General features: G+C 49.1%; 14 protein-coding genes. 9 read left to right on the top strand and 5 right to left on the bottom strand.

The features are described 5' to 3' along the window. Nucleotides 1–38: 38 nt before the first annotated feature. From ACO0LH_RS24410 to ACO0LH_RS24400, 3 genes are all read right to left on the bottom strand, one after another. A complete protein-coding gene (locus tag ACO0LH_RS24410) occupies nucleotides 39–647 on the bottom strand; it encodes a glutathione S-transferase family protein (RefSeq protein WP_422943745.1) in 609 nt (202 codons plus the stop codon). A gap of 240 nt (nucleotides 648–887) precedes the next feature. Further along, nucleotides 888–3,686 carry an Ig-like domain-containing protein gene (locus tag ACO0LH_RS24405; RefSeq protein ID WP_422943744.1) on the bottom strand — a complete coding sequence of 933 codons (2,799 nt, stop codon included), beginning with the start codon at nucleotides 3,684–3,686 and terminating at the stop codon, nucleotides 888–890. Nucleotides 3,687–4,278: 592 nt separating this feature from the next. Next, nucleotides 4,279–6,123, bottom strand: coding sequence for a DUF885 domain-containing protein (locus ACO0LH_RS24400; protein WP_422943743.1), 1,845 nt, complete (start codon nucleotides 6,121–6,123; stop codon nucleotides 4,279–4,281). Nucleotides 6,124–6,368: 245 nt separating this feature from the next. Here ACO0LH_RS24400 and ACO0LH_RS24395 point away from each other — a divergent pair, with 245 nt between their 5' ends. The 8 genes from ACO0LH_RS24395 (at nucleotide 6,369) to ACO0LH_RS24360 (ending at nucleotide 12,597) form a co-directional block, all read left to right on the top strand. Further along, complete coding sequence (locus ACO0LH_RS24395; protein WP_422943742.1) at nucleotides 6,369–7,511, top strand: methyltransferase; 1,143 nt, start codon at nucleotides 6,369–6,371, stop codon at nucleotides 7,509–7,511. 119 nt (nucleotides 7,512–7,630) lie between these two features. After that, nucleotides 7,631–8,398, top strand: coding sequence for a DUF1223 domain-containing protein (locus ACO0LH_RS24390; RefSeq protein ID WP_422943741.1), 768 nt, complete (start codon nucleotides 7,631–7,633; stop codon nucleotides 8,396–8,398). A gap of 161 nt (nucleotides 8,399–8,559) precedes the next feature. Continuing rightward, complete coding sequence (locus ACO0LH_RS24385; protein WP_422943740.1) at nucleotides 8,560–9,012, top strand: DUF2214 family protein; 453 nt, start codon at nucleotides 8,560–8,562, stop codon at nucleotides 9,010–9,012. Nucleotides 9,013–9,153: 141 nt separating this feature from the next. Next, nucleotides 9,154–9,525: a hypothetical protein gene (locus tag ACO0LH_RS24380; RefSeq protein ID WP_422943739.1), complete on the top strand. Its 372-nt coding sequence runs from the start codon at nucleotides 9,154–9,156 to the stop codon at nucleotides 9,523–9,525. Between the two features lie 170 nt (nucleotides 9,526–9,695). Then, nucleotides 9,696–10,055, top strand: coding sequence for a LiaF transmembrane domain-containing protein (locus ACO0LH_RS24375; protein WP_422943738.1), 360 nt, complete (start codon nucleotides 9,696–9,698; stop codon nucleotides 10,053–10,055). Nucleotides 10,056–10,088: 33 nt separating this feature from the next. Next, nucleotides 10,089–10,772, top strand: coding sequence for a LiaI-LiaF-like domain-containing protein (locus ACO0LH_RS24370; RefSeq protein ID WP_422943737.1), 684 nt, complete (start codon nucleotides 10,089–10,091; stop codon nucleotides 10,770–10,772). Between the two features lie 6 nt (nucleotides 10,773–10,778). Continuing rightward, entirely contained in the window at nucleotides 10,779–11,855 is a 1,077-nt protein-coding gene (locus ACO0LH_RS24365; RefSeq protein ID WP_422943736.1) for a sensor histidine kinase, read from the top strand. Further along, nucleotides 11,848–12,597 (top strand): LytR/AlgR family response regulator transcription factor, encoded by a 750-nt coding sequence (locus ACO0LH_RS24360; protein WP_422943735.1) that lies wholly within the window; start codon nucleotides 11,848–11,850, stop codon nucleotides 12,595–12,597. The genes ACO0LH_RS24365 and ACO0LH_RS24360 overlap by 8 nt, the downstream gene beginning before the upstream one ends. Before the next feature lie 32 nt (nucleotides 12,598–12,629). Here ACO0LH_RS24360 and ACO0LH_RS24355 read toward each other — a convergent pair whose 3' ends face one another. Beyond that, nucleotides 12,630–13,487 carry an HDOD domain-containing protein gene (locus ACO0LH_RS24355; protein ID WP_422943734.1) on the bottom strand — a complete coding sequence of 286 codons (858 nt, stop codon included), beginning with the start codon at nucleotides 13,485–13,487 and terminating at the stop codon, nucleotides 12,630–12,632. Nucleotides 13,488–13,662: 175 nt separating this feature from the next. Here ACO0LH_RS24355 and ACO0LH_RS24350 point away from each other — a divergent pair, with 175 nt between their 5' ends. After that, the gene (locus ACO0LH_RS24350; protein WP_422943733.1) at nucleotides 13,663–13,929 is read left to right on the top strand and encodes a hypothetical protein; all 267 of its coding nucleotides are present in this window, start codon (nucleotides 13,663–13,665) and stop codon (nucleotides 13,927–13,929) included. Between the two features lie 132 nt (nucleotides 13,930–14,061). Here the strand turns inward: ACO0LH_RS24350 and ACO0LH_RS24345 are convergent, their stop codons facing one another. Further along, the gene (locus ACO0LH_RS24345; RefSeq protein WP_422943732.1) at nucleotides 14,062–14,670 is read right to left on the bottom strand and encodes a winged helix DNA-binding protein; all 609 of its coding nucleotides are present in this window, start codon (nucleotides 14,668–14,670) and stop codon (nucleotides 14,062–14,064) included. Nucleotides 14,671–14,800 lie beyond the last annotated feature (130 nt).

The raw sequence follows: 14,800 nt of genomic DNA, 5'->3' as shown, positions 1-14,800 counted from the left end.
TTCAGTGTCAAAGGTGATGCGATATGTTAAATCACAAACTAGGTTGCAATCGGACAGGCATCACGTATCGCCGCATGTGACATCAAGAATTGCCAGTGCTGTTCGTACAGGGGTAATTCCGTGGCAACGCGTCCCAGGTCCAGGGCCTTGCGATAAATGATACTGACAAAAATATCGGCCATGGTGAATTGATCACCAACCACGAACTGGCTTTGCTGCCATAAACGGCTCTGCAATTTTTCGAGATTGATAAACAGCCAGTTGGCACGCAAGGGACGCATTTGTTCCCTGCTCCAGTCAGGGTGAAAATACTTGACCGTACTGCCATTTTGCTGGGGATGTATCGATGAATTGATTGCCTCGCAAATCTCGCGTACCTGGGCGCGGGCAAATGCATCTGTATATTGCAAAGGTGGGTTGGGTGCGATCTCTTCAATGAATTCTGCCATGGCCATTGATTCGCTCAGTGGTATGCCATTGACTTCCATCAGAGGCACCCTGGCAAAAGGGCTGTGCAAGCGCACCAGCGGCCCGACATCTCCCAACCCTACATCAATGCGTTCGTAGACGACAGATTTGTAATCGAGTATCCACAATAAACGCTCGCAACAATTTGCGTCGGGTGCGTGATAAAACCTGATGTCCATGAACTGTCCTCTTAATTTATGTTTCCCATCAAGCATACGAATTGCCAGAGTGTGCGAAACCCGTCCGACAATGTTCTGATATCTATTTGTATATATTAATGCAAAACAGGCGATGCCGCAGCGGCATTGATCCCGGTCTGATGCATCAATCATCCACAGAAAAGTAGACGATAAAAAAAGCCCGCCAATATGGCGGGCTCTCTTGGTACCGAATGCTAAAAGCCAGATACTGAATAAATCTTACTGCGCTATCAGCGATACATCATCAATCAGGAATGACGTCGCCGTCACGCTACCTTCAACGCCGACAAAATACACGCGTATGGTCTGGCCTTTATAGCTGCTCAGATCGAAGGTCTTGTTGACGTAAGCCGTTCCCTTATTCAGATTCGAATAAGTTGCCAGCGTTGCCAATACCGTGCCACTGCTGTTTTGTATTTGCAGTTTCAGCGTATCGTAAGCCTGGGTCGTGGTCGTTTCATCAGACGTCACCTTCAACCAGAAACTTAGGCTGGCGGATGTGGCGGCAGCTGGAATAGTCACTTGCTGATACAGGGTATCCGTATGAGCGCTGCCATAACCATTGAGCCAGGCTTTGTAGCTACCGGTACGAGACGCTTCCGAGCCACCGGTACTGATAACGCCAGAGCTTGCTGTCCATGAAGTGGCACCACTCTCAAACCCGCCATTGGCGATCAACTGCGTAGAGGTGCTGTTATTGACAGTAAAACTCACCGCACTGGATGTACCAATATTATTGGCGGCATCATAGGCTTTGGCAGTCAGGCTGTGTGTCGCATTCGACAAGGTGGTCGAATTCAGTGTCGTGGAATACGGCGATGTGGTGCTGCTTGCTTTCAGCGCGCCATCGACATAAAACTCGACCTTGGTAACGCCCACATTATCGGTCGCCGTGGCAGACAGCGTGATATTACCGCTACTGCCGCTTTCACTGGCGCTGACTGTTGGTGGTGTCGTGTCAACTACGGCATTACTGACTGAAAAACTGACCGCAGACGAAGTACCAATATTGTTGGCCGCGTCATAGGCTTTGGCGACCAAACTATGGCTGCCATTGCTCAGGGTCGTGGAGTTCAGCGTCATACTGTAGGGTGTGCTGGCAAGTGTGCCTTTGAGTGCGCCATCAACATAGAACTCGACCTTGCTGACACCAACATTGTCCGTCGCATTGGCTGACAGTGTGATGGTGCCGCTGCTGCCGGATTCACCTGCACTGACTACTGGCGGGGTTGTGTCAGCCGTATTCGACTGTGTTACCCAGACAGGGGATGACCATAAAATCTTACCGTCATCCTGCGTGATTTTCGCATAGTAAAAATGCTCACCAATAGCAGGTGTCGTGGTCGTAGTCGCGGTGCTCGACAATTGCGTTACCGTGCCGTTACGACCAGGTACGCCTTCATAGATGGCAACGGTAGCAGCGGTGCGACCACTGTTGCTGGCAAAATTACTGACCAGGGTCAATGCACCACTGTTGGTGAAACGCTCGCCCATCAAATGGCCATTGGCAGTCAATACAATTTGTGAAGTCTTGTCCATGGTTGCAAATACACGGCGTGCTTTCAACGCATCCAAAAAGTTGGCTGTGTTCAAGGCGACACCGTTTGGCAGCAATACGCCAGTACGGTTAGTGTAGGAGGCACCCCAGTTGGCACAGTGATTATCCTGGTCTGTCGTGAAGGCAACGTGATAACCTGCTTCCAGCGCCTTGTTACATGCGCCTTCATAAGTGCTGCGGCTGGTTTCAGTCTCGGTGGTGTTGGTAGAAAAAGCGGAAGAGTTCAATACTTCGCAGGCGACCATGGCCTGATCACCATCGGCCGTGTAACCCAGTGCCACACCATTGGCGGCAAACTGCCCGCTGGATGAAGGATGATTAAACTGACCTATCCAGCCACGCTGACGCATCAGTGTGTACAGGGCGGCATAATCACCTTTTGCTGTCAGCGTATCGGCGATCAACTGGTTGCTGCTGTTATATTCCCAGCCCAGCAATTCATTCGAGTTGAAAATATTCATGTGACCACCGTTGGTGATCACCCCCCATTCCATGCCATAAATAGCCAGGAAACCGGCATGGCTGGAATTGAAACTGGTCGCTGCCGCCAGACCTGACTGATACAGGTTTTTGGCCGTAGCCGGATTAGCCGACGCATTGGTGCTGTCAGAACCATCATACATATGGTTATGCTCTGAGGTCATCAAAAAATCCAGACCTTTGTTCAACGCATATTGATAGGCATCCGTCGGGCCATATGGGGCAGATTGCGGGTTTTGCGCACCTGTACATGAGCTCAGCTCACCGCCACCATCACTATGGTTGGTCTGGCTATGCAGATTGCCGTAATAAATCGTGTAAGGCAGAGAACCTGTTGCGGCAACCGGCGGTGGCGCAGCAGCAGCTGTCTGACGACTTGCAGTAGTTGGCGAGGATGCAGACAGGGCTTTGCTGGCTTTGGTAGGCAAGGCGGCAAAGCCCGGCATTTTAGGGGCGGCCAGGTTACCCACTTGCAGCGGCCAGCTTTGCGTGATGATTTCAGTGTCATGTTTGGCCAGGGCGCGCTCTACCACGCTGGCAATATCCGCACCGCTTACCTGAATAGCACTTGCATCGGTTGCCTTGGCGGTCAGCCTGACCTGATAGACACCGTCTTTCAAGGCTTCGCCTTTGGGGCCACGACCGCTCCAGAACATTTGCGCAGTGACTGTTTTCTGGAACAGTTTTTCCACGCCATACCAATGATCTACCACACGGCCATCCGCAGCCAGTAATTCAATACGCCAGGTAATAGCCTGCTCTTTCGTTACATACGGGTATTCAAATTCCATCGTGAAGTAACGTGATTCAGCACCAGCCTTGGCATCAGAACGGAAAGGTACGTGCAGGCTGGCATCAAATTCATGATGGTCAGGAATAGATGCCAGGGCAGTTTCCATGCCTGCTGCACCGACTGCGAAAATGAGACTAAGTTGTAGCGCCAGCATTTTTAGTTTGCTGTTTTTTTGATTGCATTGCATGAATTACACTCCCTGAATTACTAGTTAGATTTTGTGACATCAGCACAAATATCTTCATTCAGCAGCAGCAACAGAGACGGGAATAAAGGCAGGACCACATACCATGAACCTGCAAGCCTCCTACAGGGGAGCAGTTCACTCTCTCGCTTCTCACTACAGCATTGTTCGGACATCTGTGATCTGCCTTTTTTGTAAAGCAGTTACCTGTTCTTCTACCAACCGAGCTGTTTGCTTTTTTTCTAGAAACGAGATTTAACGACTTTTTTAACTAGCAATCGTTTGCGCAAACGATTACTAGATTAACATCGCGTTATGTCAGTTTGATTACCTGTCTTTAACTTTTTTTCACATTTATGCAAAAAAACTACTAATTGCGGGTTTTTAGAGCAAATCCTACTAATGGATCACTGCGAAAAATGCCAGGCAGAAAGTAAATCGAGGGGTTTATTGCCGCACAGAAAAAATGAACAGGCTTTTTTATTCATGCTGCCGACACATGCCTAAAACAATATTGGCTTTACAAAAAAAATACCTGAGTGAAAAATTTCACCCAGGTATTTTTTTCTATCCAACTGTGTTTGGTGCGACAGGCTTACTTCACGCCATCCTTTAACATTAATTTCTTGATCATGCCTACAGGCGCACTGCCGTAGCTTAGAAACTGCTCATGAAATTGTTTGAGATTGAACTTGTCACCCTGCTGTTTCTTTAATTGTTCACGGAACTCCAGAATCTCACTATAGCCACTGAAGTAACTGGCAAGCTGCACCGAGGTATATTGCACACGCAGCCACTTGCCATCGGCTTCCGCTTTTGTCTGGAAAGCCTGGTTCATCAGAAAGTCTTTGGCATCCGCCTCTGTCATGCCCAGCACATGCACCTGATAATCAAGAATGGTATTGCAGACCGCACGCAAATTCCATTTGTAATACATGAGCCACATTTCCGGCGTGTTATCGCCATAGCCTGATTCCAGCATCATGCGTTCGCTATAGACGGCCCAGCCTTCCACCATGGCACCGTTACCGAACAAGGTCTTGATCACCGATGGCGATTGATTCGCATGTTGCAACTGGGTGTAATGACCAGGGATTGCTTCATGAATATTAAGTATCTGCAAGACCCAGTAATTGTATTCACGCAAGGTGCTTTCTATCTGCTCTGGTGACTGGCCTTCAAGGGGTGTGACGTTGTAATAGGTTTTATCATTTGGCCTGAAAATACCAGGCGCTTCTATCGAAGCCAGTGTGACGCCGCGCTGGTATTCTGGTGTTTCGCGCACGATCAATGGTTTTTTGGCATCCAGGCTGACCAGGTCATGTTCACGTATCCATTTTTCCAGTTGCGGCAACTGACGGCGAATTTCCGGGTACAGGTCTTTGGCTGCAACATGGTTCTCTGATAATTTATCGATGACCATGCCGATTTTTTTGACACGATCGGCGGGTTTGGCCTGCCCTGCCATGGTTTTATCCCAAAGCTGGTCGGCCATTTTTTCCATATTGTTATGTGCTTCTTCCTTGAAGCTCAACGCGCGTTGATAAGTTTGTTCAGCGCTGAATGAAGACTGGATGTCGGCAGTGAATTTACCCTGGTACAAGTCCTTCCCTATGCGGAAGGAGCGTGCATTTTCAGGTGTCAGGTTTTTATCCAGCGCTTCCAGGAATTGCACATAATCGCTGACGGCGGCACGTGCGTTTTTTAGACCGGTATTCAGTGCCGCCTTGTCTTTGGCAGCAAGCTTTTCCAGCGCCGCGGCTCTTTCCAGATCGGCCAATACCGAGCTAGCACCGGCGCTTTGCTTGATCGCCAGGCGTGTATGCTCAATGGTCGGGTTTTTGATGCTGGCTTTCGCTGCCGCGTAGTAAGCTGGTACGGCTTGCAAACGCTGGATGGCCACTTGCACGCGGCGCGCCTTGGGGGCAAAATCAGTATTCAGGATCGCATCGAAACTGCCGGCAATATTGTGCAGCGACGGGTTCCATTCAAACTCACGAAACTGCGTCAAATACCAGCGCGTCCCATTAAGATAATTGCGTATCAACACGAGATCAGTCTGCTCACTGGCTGACAATTGTTCTGCATTCACCTTATCTATCTGCGCCAGCCAATGCTCAGTAAAGGCCACATACGCATCACGGCTTGCCTGATCTGGCAAAATCAGTTTATTGGCATCCTGGTAACGGCCTGCGGCCATCGCGGTATCCGGGTCTTGCTGCCACAGGGCAGACAAAAATTCCTTCTTGATCTTCTGAAAGCCCTGGTCTGCTTTTTGCGTTGTTGCAGCGGGCACCACTGTTGCATTCGTGCCTGTATTTGCGGCATTGGCTGCGCTGACCGCGCTGACTAAGCCAATGGCAGACAGGCCCGCCACACCTGTCAGGCTGACAGAAGATAACAAGGTGGCAAGCACCGCACGATATAAGTTTTTTTGCATAGGGTATGCCTCACAGGCTTAATATATTAAGAAACCAAGAGCAGCAGGCTAACATAAGATGAAGTGACATACCTGTATTTTTGTTTAACGACTCGTGAAAAACAATTTAGCTCATTTCAAACAAGCAATTTAGTTTTGTCCAGCTTCGGCTAACAAGTATCAGGGGCAGTGCTGATTTCTTTGTTACACTCCAGCCTCAAGAAGAGGCGCTGTCCTCTATACCAAACCAACAGAAAAAGAAAAACATGACCCCCCCTGCCCCACAATTGCAATGGACAGAAAACGACGAAGCACGTAGTTGCCGCTGGCATTCTGAGAGCGGAGCGCCTGCACCCAAACGTGTGCAAATCGCCGACGACCGCATGAATACGGAAACAGCCTACAAACTGGCCTGTGAAGGTACCGCTTTGCTGTGGCGTGGTGATTTTCATAATGCCAAGCAGCTTTTACAGGCACTGGCACGGCGCATTGATAAAAAACCTGCCAAGGCCAGCAAGAAAGCCAAAATACCGGAAAATGCGACCGAAGCCTTTCATTTACACCGGCAGGCACAATCCCAGCGCGCCAGGGTACTGGCAATGATCTTGCTGCCGTTTGAAGCAGACTACAGCCTGCCACTGCGCCGCGCACCGGATGTCAAGCTGGCATGCACTGAGGCGTATGGCCCGCCAACCACCGCCTTTGTAGCGTCCATGCGTGAATTGCTGGGCATCATCGGCGCGCATGAGTGGCGCAAGAATGGTGTGGAAATTGCAGCACTGGGTGAAAAAATACATCCCCACTACGGCGTGTTTTCTCCCGTGCGTGGTGAATATATCGACCTGGTGGCGAAAGCACCGCTACCATCAACGGTGCTGGCATTTGATATCGGTGTAGGTAGCGGCGTTTTGTCAGCCGTGCTGGCAAAACGGGGCATCAAAAAAATCATTGCCACCGATCAGGATCAGCGTGCGCTGGCCTGTGCACGCGACAATATAGGCAGGCTGGGGCTGACAAATCAAATCGAATTACAAGAGGCTGACCTGTTTCCCGCAGGGCTGGCTCCCCTGATCGTCTGTAACCCGCCATGGTTACCGGCACGCCCCAATTCGCCTATAGAATATGCTGTCTATGACCCTGACAGCCGCATGTTGCAAGGCTTTCTGGCTGGGGTTGCCGCCCACATGGAAGCGAACGGCGAAGCCTGGCTGATCATGTCTGATTTTGCCGAGCACCTGGGCTTGCGTACTGCGGCAGAACTGACCGGCTGGATAGATGCAGGTGGACTGACTGTCATCGCAAAAATGGATATCAAGCCGCGCCATCCAAAATCCACCGACAGTACTGATCCCCTACATGCTGCACGCGTCAAGGAAGTCACTTCATTGTGGCGTTTGAAATTGAAATAAACCGGTGTCAGTTTTCATAGGGCATGCTTGCAGCATCATCATTTCTTTAGCCTGTAAGGAAAATGCCAGCCTGGCGACTAAATGAACAGCCCCCCACGCTGTTCATTTAAGGATATGCCATGAAATCACTGATCTTGTTGACCTCACTCGCCCTGGCATGTGCCAATACTGTGCATGCAGCAGAAATGTGCAGCAAAACCAGCCCAGCCTACACGATAGCACTGCTGGAACTGTATACCTCCGAAGGTTGTGACAGTTGCCCGCCAGCAGACAAGGCCATCAGTCATTTGCACCAAAACACGGGACTGACGATGGACCAGGTCATCCCTCTGTCGCTGCATGTCGATTATTGGGATTACCTGGGCTGGAAAGATGTCTTCGCCAAAAAGACGTTTACAGAAAGACAAAGATCTCTGGCCGACCTGGCAGGCGCACGTACGGTGTATACCCCCGAAATTTTCATGGCGGGTAAAGAATTGCGCGACTGGCGCAGTGGCATCGTCGATGAAGTGAAACGTAGCAACCAAAAACCGGCAATGGCATCGCTGCGCATAGGCATAGAAAAACTGACCGACAATAAACTGTATCTGAACCTGCAAGGCAACAGCAAGCAGGCGGCCAAGCTGCATTTTGCCCTTGTGGAACAAGCACTGATCAGCAAGGTGCAGGCCGGTGAAAACCGGGGAGCAACTTTGCAGCATGATTTTGTCGCCAGGGAATGGGGAGAAGCTATCAGCCTGCAAGCAGCAAAAACGGAAAACTACACGGCACAACTTGGCATACCTGCGAACGCCAGACGCAAAAACCTTTCGGTAGTGGCGTTTGCGCAAGACCAGCAGGGCAATATCTTGCAGGCACTGAGTTTGCCGCTGTGTGAAGCGATGTGATTTTCTGCAACGCACAATTCATTCACTTGCAGTTCGCGCCATAATTACGCTGCCTGGCGACAAATTTTCTGGTACTGATCATTCATTTATTTTTAAAATCCGGCAAGCGGGGTAGACTTTCATCACTTTATGACCCGTCTGGTTTGCAGGAGATAAACCAAATGAATATGCTTGTCGCATTTCTTCACCATCTGGCTGCTTTTACACTGGTTAGTGCGCTGGTTGCAGAAGCTGTATTGATAGCCCAGCCTGTCACTATGTCGTCAGCCAGGACATTACGCTTTCTGGATGCCCTGTATGGCATGAGTGCCGTGCTGATCGTGGCAATGGGTGTGCTGCGTGTGATCTATTTTGAAAAAGGGAGTGATTATTATCTGCACAACCACGCCTTCCTTTTCAAAATGGCGGTGTTTGCTGTGGTCGGCCTGATGTCGATTTATCCGACTGTGGTATTTCTACGCTGGGGTAAAACCATCAAACAAAATCAAACGCCGACGCTGACAGCATCTGAACTGAAGAACATACGTCGGATATTAACGCTGGAATTGTGCGGTATCATACTGATCATTCTGAACGCCGTGCTGATGGCAAAAGGAGTTGGTTTTTCTGGTTAAACCGAAATACTCTGTATATCTGCTGACAGTGCATAATCAAGTATATTGTAAGGGTTGTATTCAAGTCTGATTTCTGGCAAGCTTTCTTAAACCTTGCGGTGTCTGGTTCCTGAGTACACCGCAGTTCTACAGGACTATGCCATGTACGATGAGACTGATTTCTTTGCTGTGTCCAAGTTCCTGAAACTGGGCATCAAGATCACCTTCAAAAACCCCATGGGACAATCCCCATCTTATCAAAGCACTTTCCCTACCCCGAAAGGCGCCACTGTCACGCTGGATGAAAAAAGCCTGTATGACATTGAGCGCAAGCTGCGTGCGCTGATAGGCAACGATACGCCGGTAAAAACCAAGCTGACGCCCATGGCTTATCTGGGTACCAATTTCCGCGGTTTGCTGTATTGCACCAAGGGTTCCAATGAATTTATCGTACAGGAAACCCATGACGTGTTTGGCACTGAAACCAAGCGTATCGTCCGCATGGCAGATGAATTCAATCAGCTGTTGAGTTGAACAACTATGTTAAACAACTAAGTTGAACAAATCAGATCAAGCTCGTATTGCCCCTTCTTTCGTCATTCACCGACGAACCACCGTCATTCGCCGAAATGGCCATGACAAGCTCCCTGACTTTGGATATCTTGAACCCGTTGATCAAGTATTCATAGACAGAGGGGCTAAAAATGGATGAACAATTTGAAAATCAGCGTTACAGCAAGGGAAATGTCTTCTTTGGCCTGGCGCTGATTGTTGCCGGTAGCGTGTTTTTGATGGATCACTTGGGCTTGCTGAACGCCATTGATTACTGGTTCTTGTTACCCGCATTAATTGCACTCAGTGGCCTGGTGGATATTATCAGCCCACGCAAACCCAAACATATTGCCAAAGGCTGTTTCAATATGGTCATTGCCTTCTGGCTGTACGTTTCAATAGAACATCTGTGGGGCTGGAATTTCTATACCAGTTGGCCACTGTTGCTGATTGCCTTTGGCATACAACATATCGTCGCCGGCTTACTGGCGACAGGCAAACAAGAAAAATAAATAATCCACACTTTTATCGTCAGGACAAACATCATGAACAATAATCCGCAAGGTCGTGTGCTGGTTGGTGCTGTACTTTTAATTTTTGGTGCACTGGCACTGCTGGACAACCTGAATCTCTTCAATGCCAGGGACATCTTTCATTTCTGGCCCATGGTTTTCATTTTTGTCGGTGCGCTGAAAATTTCAAAAAGCGATACTGCATTCGGCTATGCACTCGGTGGTTGTTTTATTATATTGGGTGTATTACTCGTCCTTCAGCACATGGGTATTATTTACTTCCGTGTGCGCGACTGGTGGCCGGTGTTCCTGATCGTTGCAGGTCTGGTGGTGATTTTCAAAGACCGTGTTGGTAATGGGCTTGCGGCCAGTAGTGATCAGCTCAATCAGGGGAATGCCTGCAATATCGTGGCTGTCATGAGTGGCAATAAAATGCAAAATAGCAGCCCCGACTTTAAAGGCGGTGAAATCAATGTTGTCATGGGTGGTGTCGAGCTGGATTTGCGCGGCGCATCAATACAATCAGAAGCAAGACTGAATGTTTTTGCCATGTGGGGCGGTATTGTCCTGAAAGTTCCCAGCGACTGGACCGTTGTCAGTCATGGAACACCTCTGCTCGGTGGCTTTGAAGACAAAACCGTGCCACCTATGCTGACCGCTAAAAAGCTGTATATCACAGGCTATGCGATCATGGGTGGTGTTGAGATCATGAACTAAAAATACATGCATCCTATCCTGTCAGATTCCCGCCGCTTCCTGGTCTATATCGCCGCCTGGTTGTTGACTGGCTGCTTTATCGCAAGGTTGCTGGTGGTGGCCGATCTGACCAGCGGGTCGTATTCTCTCCTGTTTTCATTACCACTGACTTTGCTGTGCGGTTTTTTTTCGTCATCAGCCTATTTCGTCTGTCGTTCCATTCCTTTCAATCAGCGTGCTTTTCTCACTGCGGTTCTTGTATTTGCCAGTGCATCGCTGATATCCGGTCTGTTATGGCTGGGCGTATGTCACGGCTGGAACAAAGTACTGATGATCTTGCTGGACGATCCTACTGCCCTGCCTATTTCTCCACACTTATCCGTCATCTTTTTTCTTGCCGGTTTTACCCTGTATTTGCTGGCCTTGCTGGCATTTGATGTGTACATCGCCTTTGATAACATGCGCGCATCAGAACGCCGGGAAGCAGCCTCACGCTTGCTGGCGCGTGATGCAGAGTTGCAGGTACTGCGCTCACAAATCGATCCGCATTTTCTGTTCAACAGCCTCAATTCCATCAGCGCGCTGACTGCCATTGATGCTGCCAGTGCACGCAATATGACGATAGCGCTGGCAGATTTTTTCCGGCAAACGCTGATAATTGCCGAAAAAGAAAAAATCACTTTGAAAGAAGAACTGCGGCTGTGTGAAAATTTCCTGGCAGTAGAGAAAATTCGCTTTGGCAAAAAACTGGGTACAGAATTCCATGTCAGCGAAGAAGCTGAGCAGGCATTGATACCACCGATGATTTTGCAGCCCTTACTGGAAAATGCCATCAAGCACGGCATACGCAATCTGGCCAGAGGTGGCGTCATTGTGGTCACTATTTTGCAGCGTGACCGCTGGTTGCATATATCGGTACAAAACCCGGTCAGCCCCGACCCGGTCAACAGCACTGGCAACGGTCTGGGCCTGGTCAACTTGCGTCAGCGCTTCTCTGCCTTATATGGCGAACAAGCACGGGTAAGCTGGCAGCAGGCTAACGATCAATTCTTACTTGAAATGGCTTTGCCATTCGAACAGGACAGCCATGACAGGCATGAATAAACCATTACAGGTACTGATTGTTGATGATGAAGAGCTGGCGCGCCGGCTGTCTGTGGAATATCTGCGTGCCCATCCTGATCTTGAGATCATTGGCGAATGTGAAACCGGCATGGAGGCGGTTGACGCGATTGCCAAACTCAACCCTGACCTGGTCTTGCTTGATATACAAATGCCTCAATTATCAGGGCTGGAAGTGCTGGAATTAACCGGCAGACGCAGTGGCGTCATCTTCACGACGGCGTATGATCAGTATGCGTTGAAAGCCTTTGACCTGCATGCCATTGATTACCTGCTAAAACCGTATTCTCAGCAGCGTTTTGATGAAGCCATCAACAAGGCACGCAAACTTCTTGCACAGGAAGTTACAGCAACTGAAAACACACAGGCGCTGGAAAAGCTCGTGGCACAGCATAGCGAAAAACTGCAACGTCTGTTGATACGCGACCGGGGTCAGGTACATATCGTCGCGCTGGAAAACATAGACTATGTAGAAGCGCAGGATGACTACATCCTGATCCATACTGGCGACAAGTCCCTCATGAAAACCCAGAGTTTGTCAGATTTGGAAACGCAACTTGATGCCACAAAATTCGTACGCATACACCGCTCTTACCTGCTGCATCTTGCTGCCCTGAAAAGCATAGAAAAGGCCAGCAAAGACAGCCATGTGGCAGTACTCAGAAACGGTCAGCAGATTCCGGTCAGCCGTGCCGGTTATGAGCGTATCAGGGCCATCATTTAAAACGCATTTCATCCACATTGGTGCAATGCTTTCTAGTTAATCGCTTTCAAGACCAGAGCCAGTTCTGTTCTGGTTTCCTGCATCAGGACATCGATATTTTCTTTATCAATGTTCAAGACTTTAAAGCTGCCTGGCACGGTATTCCAGTCCAGTTCTGCGATGGTCTCGTTGACAAAATGGGCATCGAGAAAATCTGCAACTGTCACCACATCAATCAAGGCCAGCCTGTGATTTGGCCCGGGTGTGTGATCACGGTGATCAAGCACGGCAACCCGTATGTCTTCAGCAATTTCCCAATCCTCCAGGATGGCCGAGCCTATGCTGGCATGCCAGTGGTCGATCAAATCCCACAAGGTTTGCTCAGTCGTGAATAATTCTTGGTAATGGTTCGCGCGATTCAATATGTAGAATTTGCCTATATCATGCAGCAAACCAGCCAGCATGGCTTTATCGGCACTTAATTTGGTAAAACTTCTGGCGATAACCATGGCCAGCGCCGCCACCCGCAAGCTACGTCGCCACAAGCCATCCATCTGTGCAGACAGGCTGCCATTGTATTTATTTTCGGCCAGTTGCTTCATGCCGATAGAAATAGCCAGATTGCGCACCGCCGAAAACCCCAGCATGGTCGTTGCCGCACGCAAATCACCGACCTTGCGCCCTTGCGGGTTAAACGAGGCAGAGTTGCTCAAATGCAGCACCTTGGCAGACAAGACAGGTTCCGTACCAATAATGCGTGCCACCATGTCTGTGGAAATATCGGCTTGGCTCAGCGCCTTCCTGATCTTCATGGTCGCCCCCAGCGATGTGGGAAATACCAGCTTCTTGGCCGATAATTCTGCCGTAAAGGCTTCCAGAAAGGCAAATTCAGTATTTTTTTGGTCAGTCATGATCCAGGAATTTCTTTTGACGATTTTTTATTTTACCTTGAGTAAGACTTTTGTATCGCGATTACTCCGTTTTGCCCCCGCAATTCTGCAATTCGTCGCATCTTGCTGGCAAGGCAGCACCTGAATGCCTATTCTAAGCACATCAAACAAACAAACAAAACAAGGGGAATACATCATGAAATTCGAACAACAAGACCAAATCAAGACTTTCTTAAGCCAAAGCATCCATGAATTTTTTTATCTGTGCGGCAAGGCCTGGCAGGCAATGATGCAATTGCCATTGCCCCATTTATTGCTGGCTTGCCTGGGAATAGCCTTGTTCATCGCGATATTGCCCATGGCCTTGAGTCTGTTTATCACCTTCATGCTGTTGAAGTTGCTGGTGCTGGTTGTCGCCATGGCCGTCAGGAAAAACCGCAATCAGCCAAGGCAGCTACCTTAAGCACGCAGCCAAAACTGCCGTGAATAAAAAAAGTGAGGCATGAAAGCCTCACTAAAGCCCTCTGGAGACGGCAAAAATGGTAGGTCTATCTTGCACTGGCTATCACAGCCTGGTAGCAAGATCAGTCAATTATTACAAGGACGTGGCTGCCCTTGCTGCCTGTTCGTACAGACCGGATAAAACGCGCAAAAAACGCGCGAGCTCACTTAATTCAAAACTTTCAGTACCATCACCGGTCAGCGCAGAAACCAATACCTGTTCACGTACTTCTGAATAACGCTGGCAAATATCCCGACCTGCTTCATTGGTCGAATACAAAATTTCCTTGCCGCGCTTTTCAGTCTGCACCAGTGCAAGTGCCTGCAATTTCTTCAAGGAATAATTGACGATATGCGTATCTTCAATATTGAGGATGAAGGCGATATCTGCCAGCTTTTTTTCCCTGGCTCGGTGATTGATATGGTGTAGCACCAGTACATCAGTGATCGTCATGTCCTTCATGCCAACGGCCGCCATGCAACGCACGGCCCAGCGATTGAAAGCATTGCTGGCGATGATCATGCCAAATTCAAATTCACTCAATTCAGAACTTCTTCCTTGCGCCAGATGCGCAGAAGAGACTATCGGCCGCCTGGGTGCCGGTGTCGTAGCGGCAGATGCTGCCGTCGCTACAGGAGAGACCGATACGGTCGTATCACCGGCATTCAGACTGGTTTTCTTTGCAGGTTTGGCATTCGGCATATTGGTTTCCTCAAAAATTCCATGACAAGATTGTCGCAATTCATTGCTTCATTTTAGCTATATTTTTAAGTAATGCAGCTAATTTATAAACAAAAAATCAACAAGCTATCAATATCTTCAAATAAGCAGC

Source organism: Undibacterium sp. TJN19 (genome assembly GCF_049339485.1).
In the GTDB taxonomy this organism is placed as follows: Bacteria; Pseudomonadota; Gammaproteobacteria; order Burkholderiales; family Burkholderiaceae_D; genus Undibacterium.
This window is presented reverse-complemented; position numbering and strand designations above follow the sequence as displayed.

What these genes read in the sequence shown, in the direction of transcription:
- ACO0LH_RS24410 (WP_422943745.1), bottom strand. Translation starts at nt 647, where the DNA reads ATGGACATCAGGTTTTATCACGCACCCGACGCAAATTGTTGCGAGCGT.
- ACO0LH_RS24405 (WP_422943744.1), bottom strand. Translation starts at nt 3,686, where the DNA reads ATGCAATGCAATCAAAAAAACAGCAAACTAAAAATGCTGGCGCTACAA.
- ACO0LH_RS24400 (WP_422943743.1), bottom strand. Translation starts at nt 6,123, where the DNA reads ATGCAAAAAAACTTATATCGTGCGGTGCTTGCCACCTTGTTATCTTCT.
- ACO0LH_RS24395 (WP_422943742.1), top strand. Translation starts at nt 6,369, where the DNA reads ATGACCCCCCCTGCCCCACAATTGCAATGGACAGAAAACGACGAAGCA.
- ACO0LH_RS24390 (WP_422943741.1), top strand. Translation starts at nt 7,631, where the DNA reads ATGAAATCACTGATCTTGTTGACCTCACTCGCCCTGGCATGTGCCAAT.
- ACO0LH_RS24385 (WP_422943740.1), top strand. Translation starts at nt 8,560, where the DNA reads ATGAATATGCTTGTCGCATTTCTTCACCATCTGGCTGCTTTTACACTG.
- ACO0LH_RS24380 (WP_422943739.1), top strand. Translation starts at nt 9,154, where the DNA reads ATGTACGATGAGACTGATTTCTTTGCTGTGTCCAAGTTCCTGAAACTG.
- ACO0LH_RS24375 (WP_422943738.1), top strand. Translation starts at nt 9,696, where the DNA reads ATGGATGAACAATTTGAAAATCAGCGTTACAGCAAGGGAAATGTCTTC.
- ACO0LH_RS24370 (WP_422943737.1), top strand. Translation starts at nt 10,089, where the DNA reads ATGAACAATAATCCGCAAGGTCGTGTGCTGGTTGGTGCTGTACTTTTA.
- ACO0LH_RS24365 (WP_422943736.1), top strand. Translation starts at nt 10,779, where the DNA reads ATGCATCCTATCCTGTCAGATTCCCGCCGCTTCCTGGTCTATATCGCC.
- ACO0LH_RS24360 (WP_422943735.1), top strand. Translation starts at nt 11,848, where the DNA reads ATGAATAAACCATTACAGGTACTGATTGTTGATGATGAAGAGCTGGCG.
- ACO0LH_RS24355 (WP_422943734.1), bottom strand. Translation starts at nt 13,487, where the DNA reads ATGACTGACCAAAAAAATACTGAATTTGCCTTTCTGGAAGCCTTTACG.
- ACO0LH_RS24350 (WP_422943733.1), top strand. Translation starts at nt 13,663, where the DNA reads ATGAAATTCGAACAACAAGACCAAATCAAGACTTTCTTAAGCCAAAGC.
- ACO0LH_RS24345 (WP_422943732.1), bottom strand. Translation starts at nt 14,670, where the DNA reads ATGCCGAATGCCAAACCTGCAAAGAAAACCAGTCTGAATGCCGGTGAT.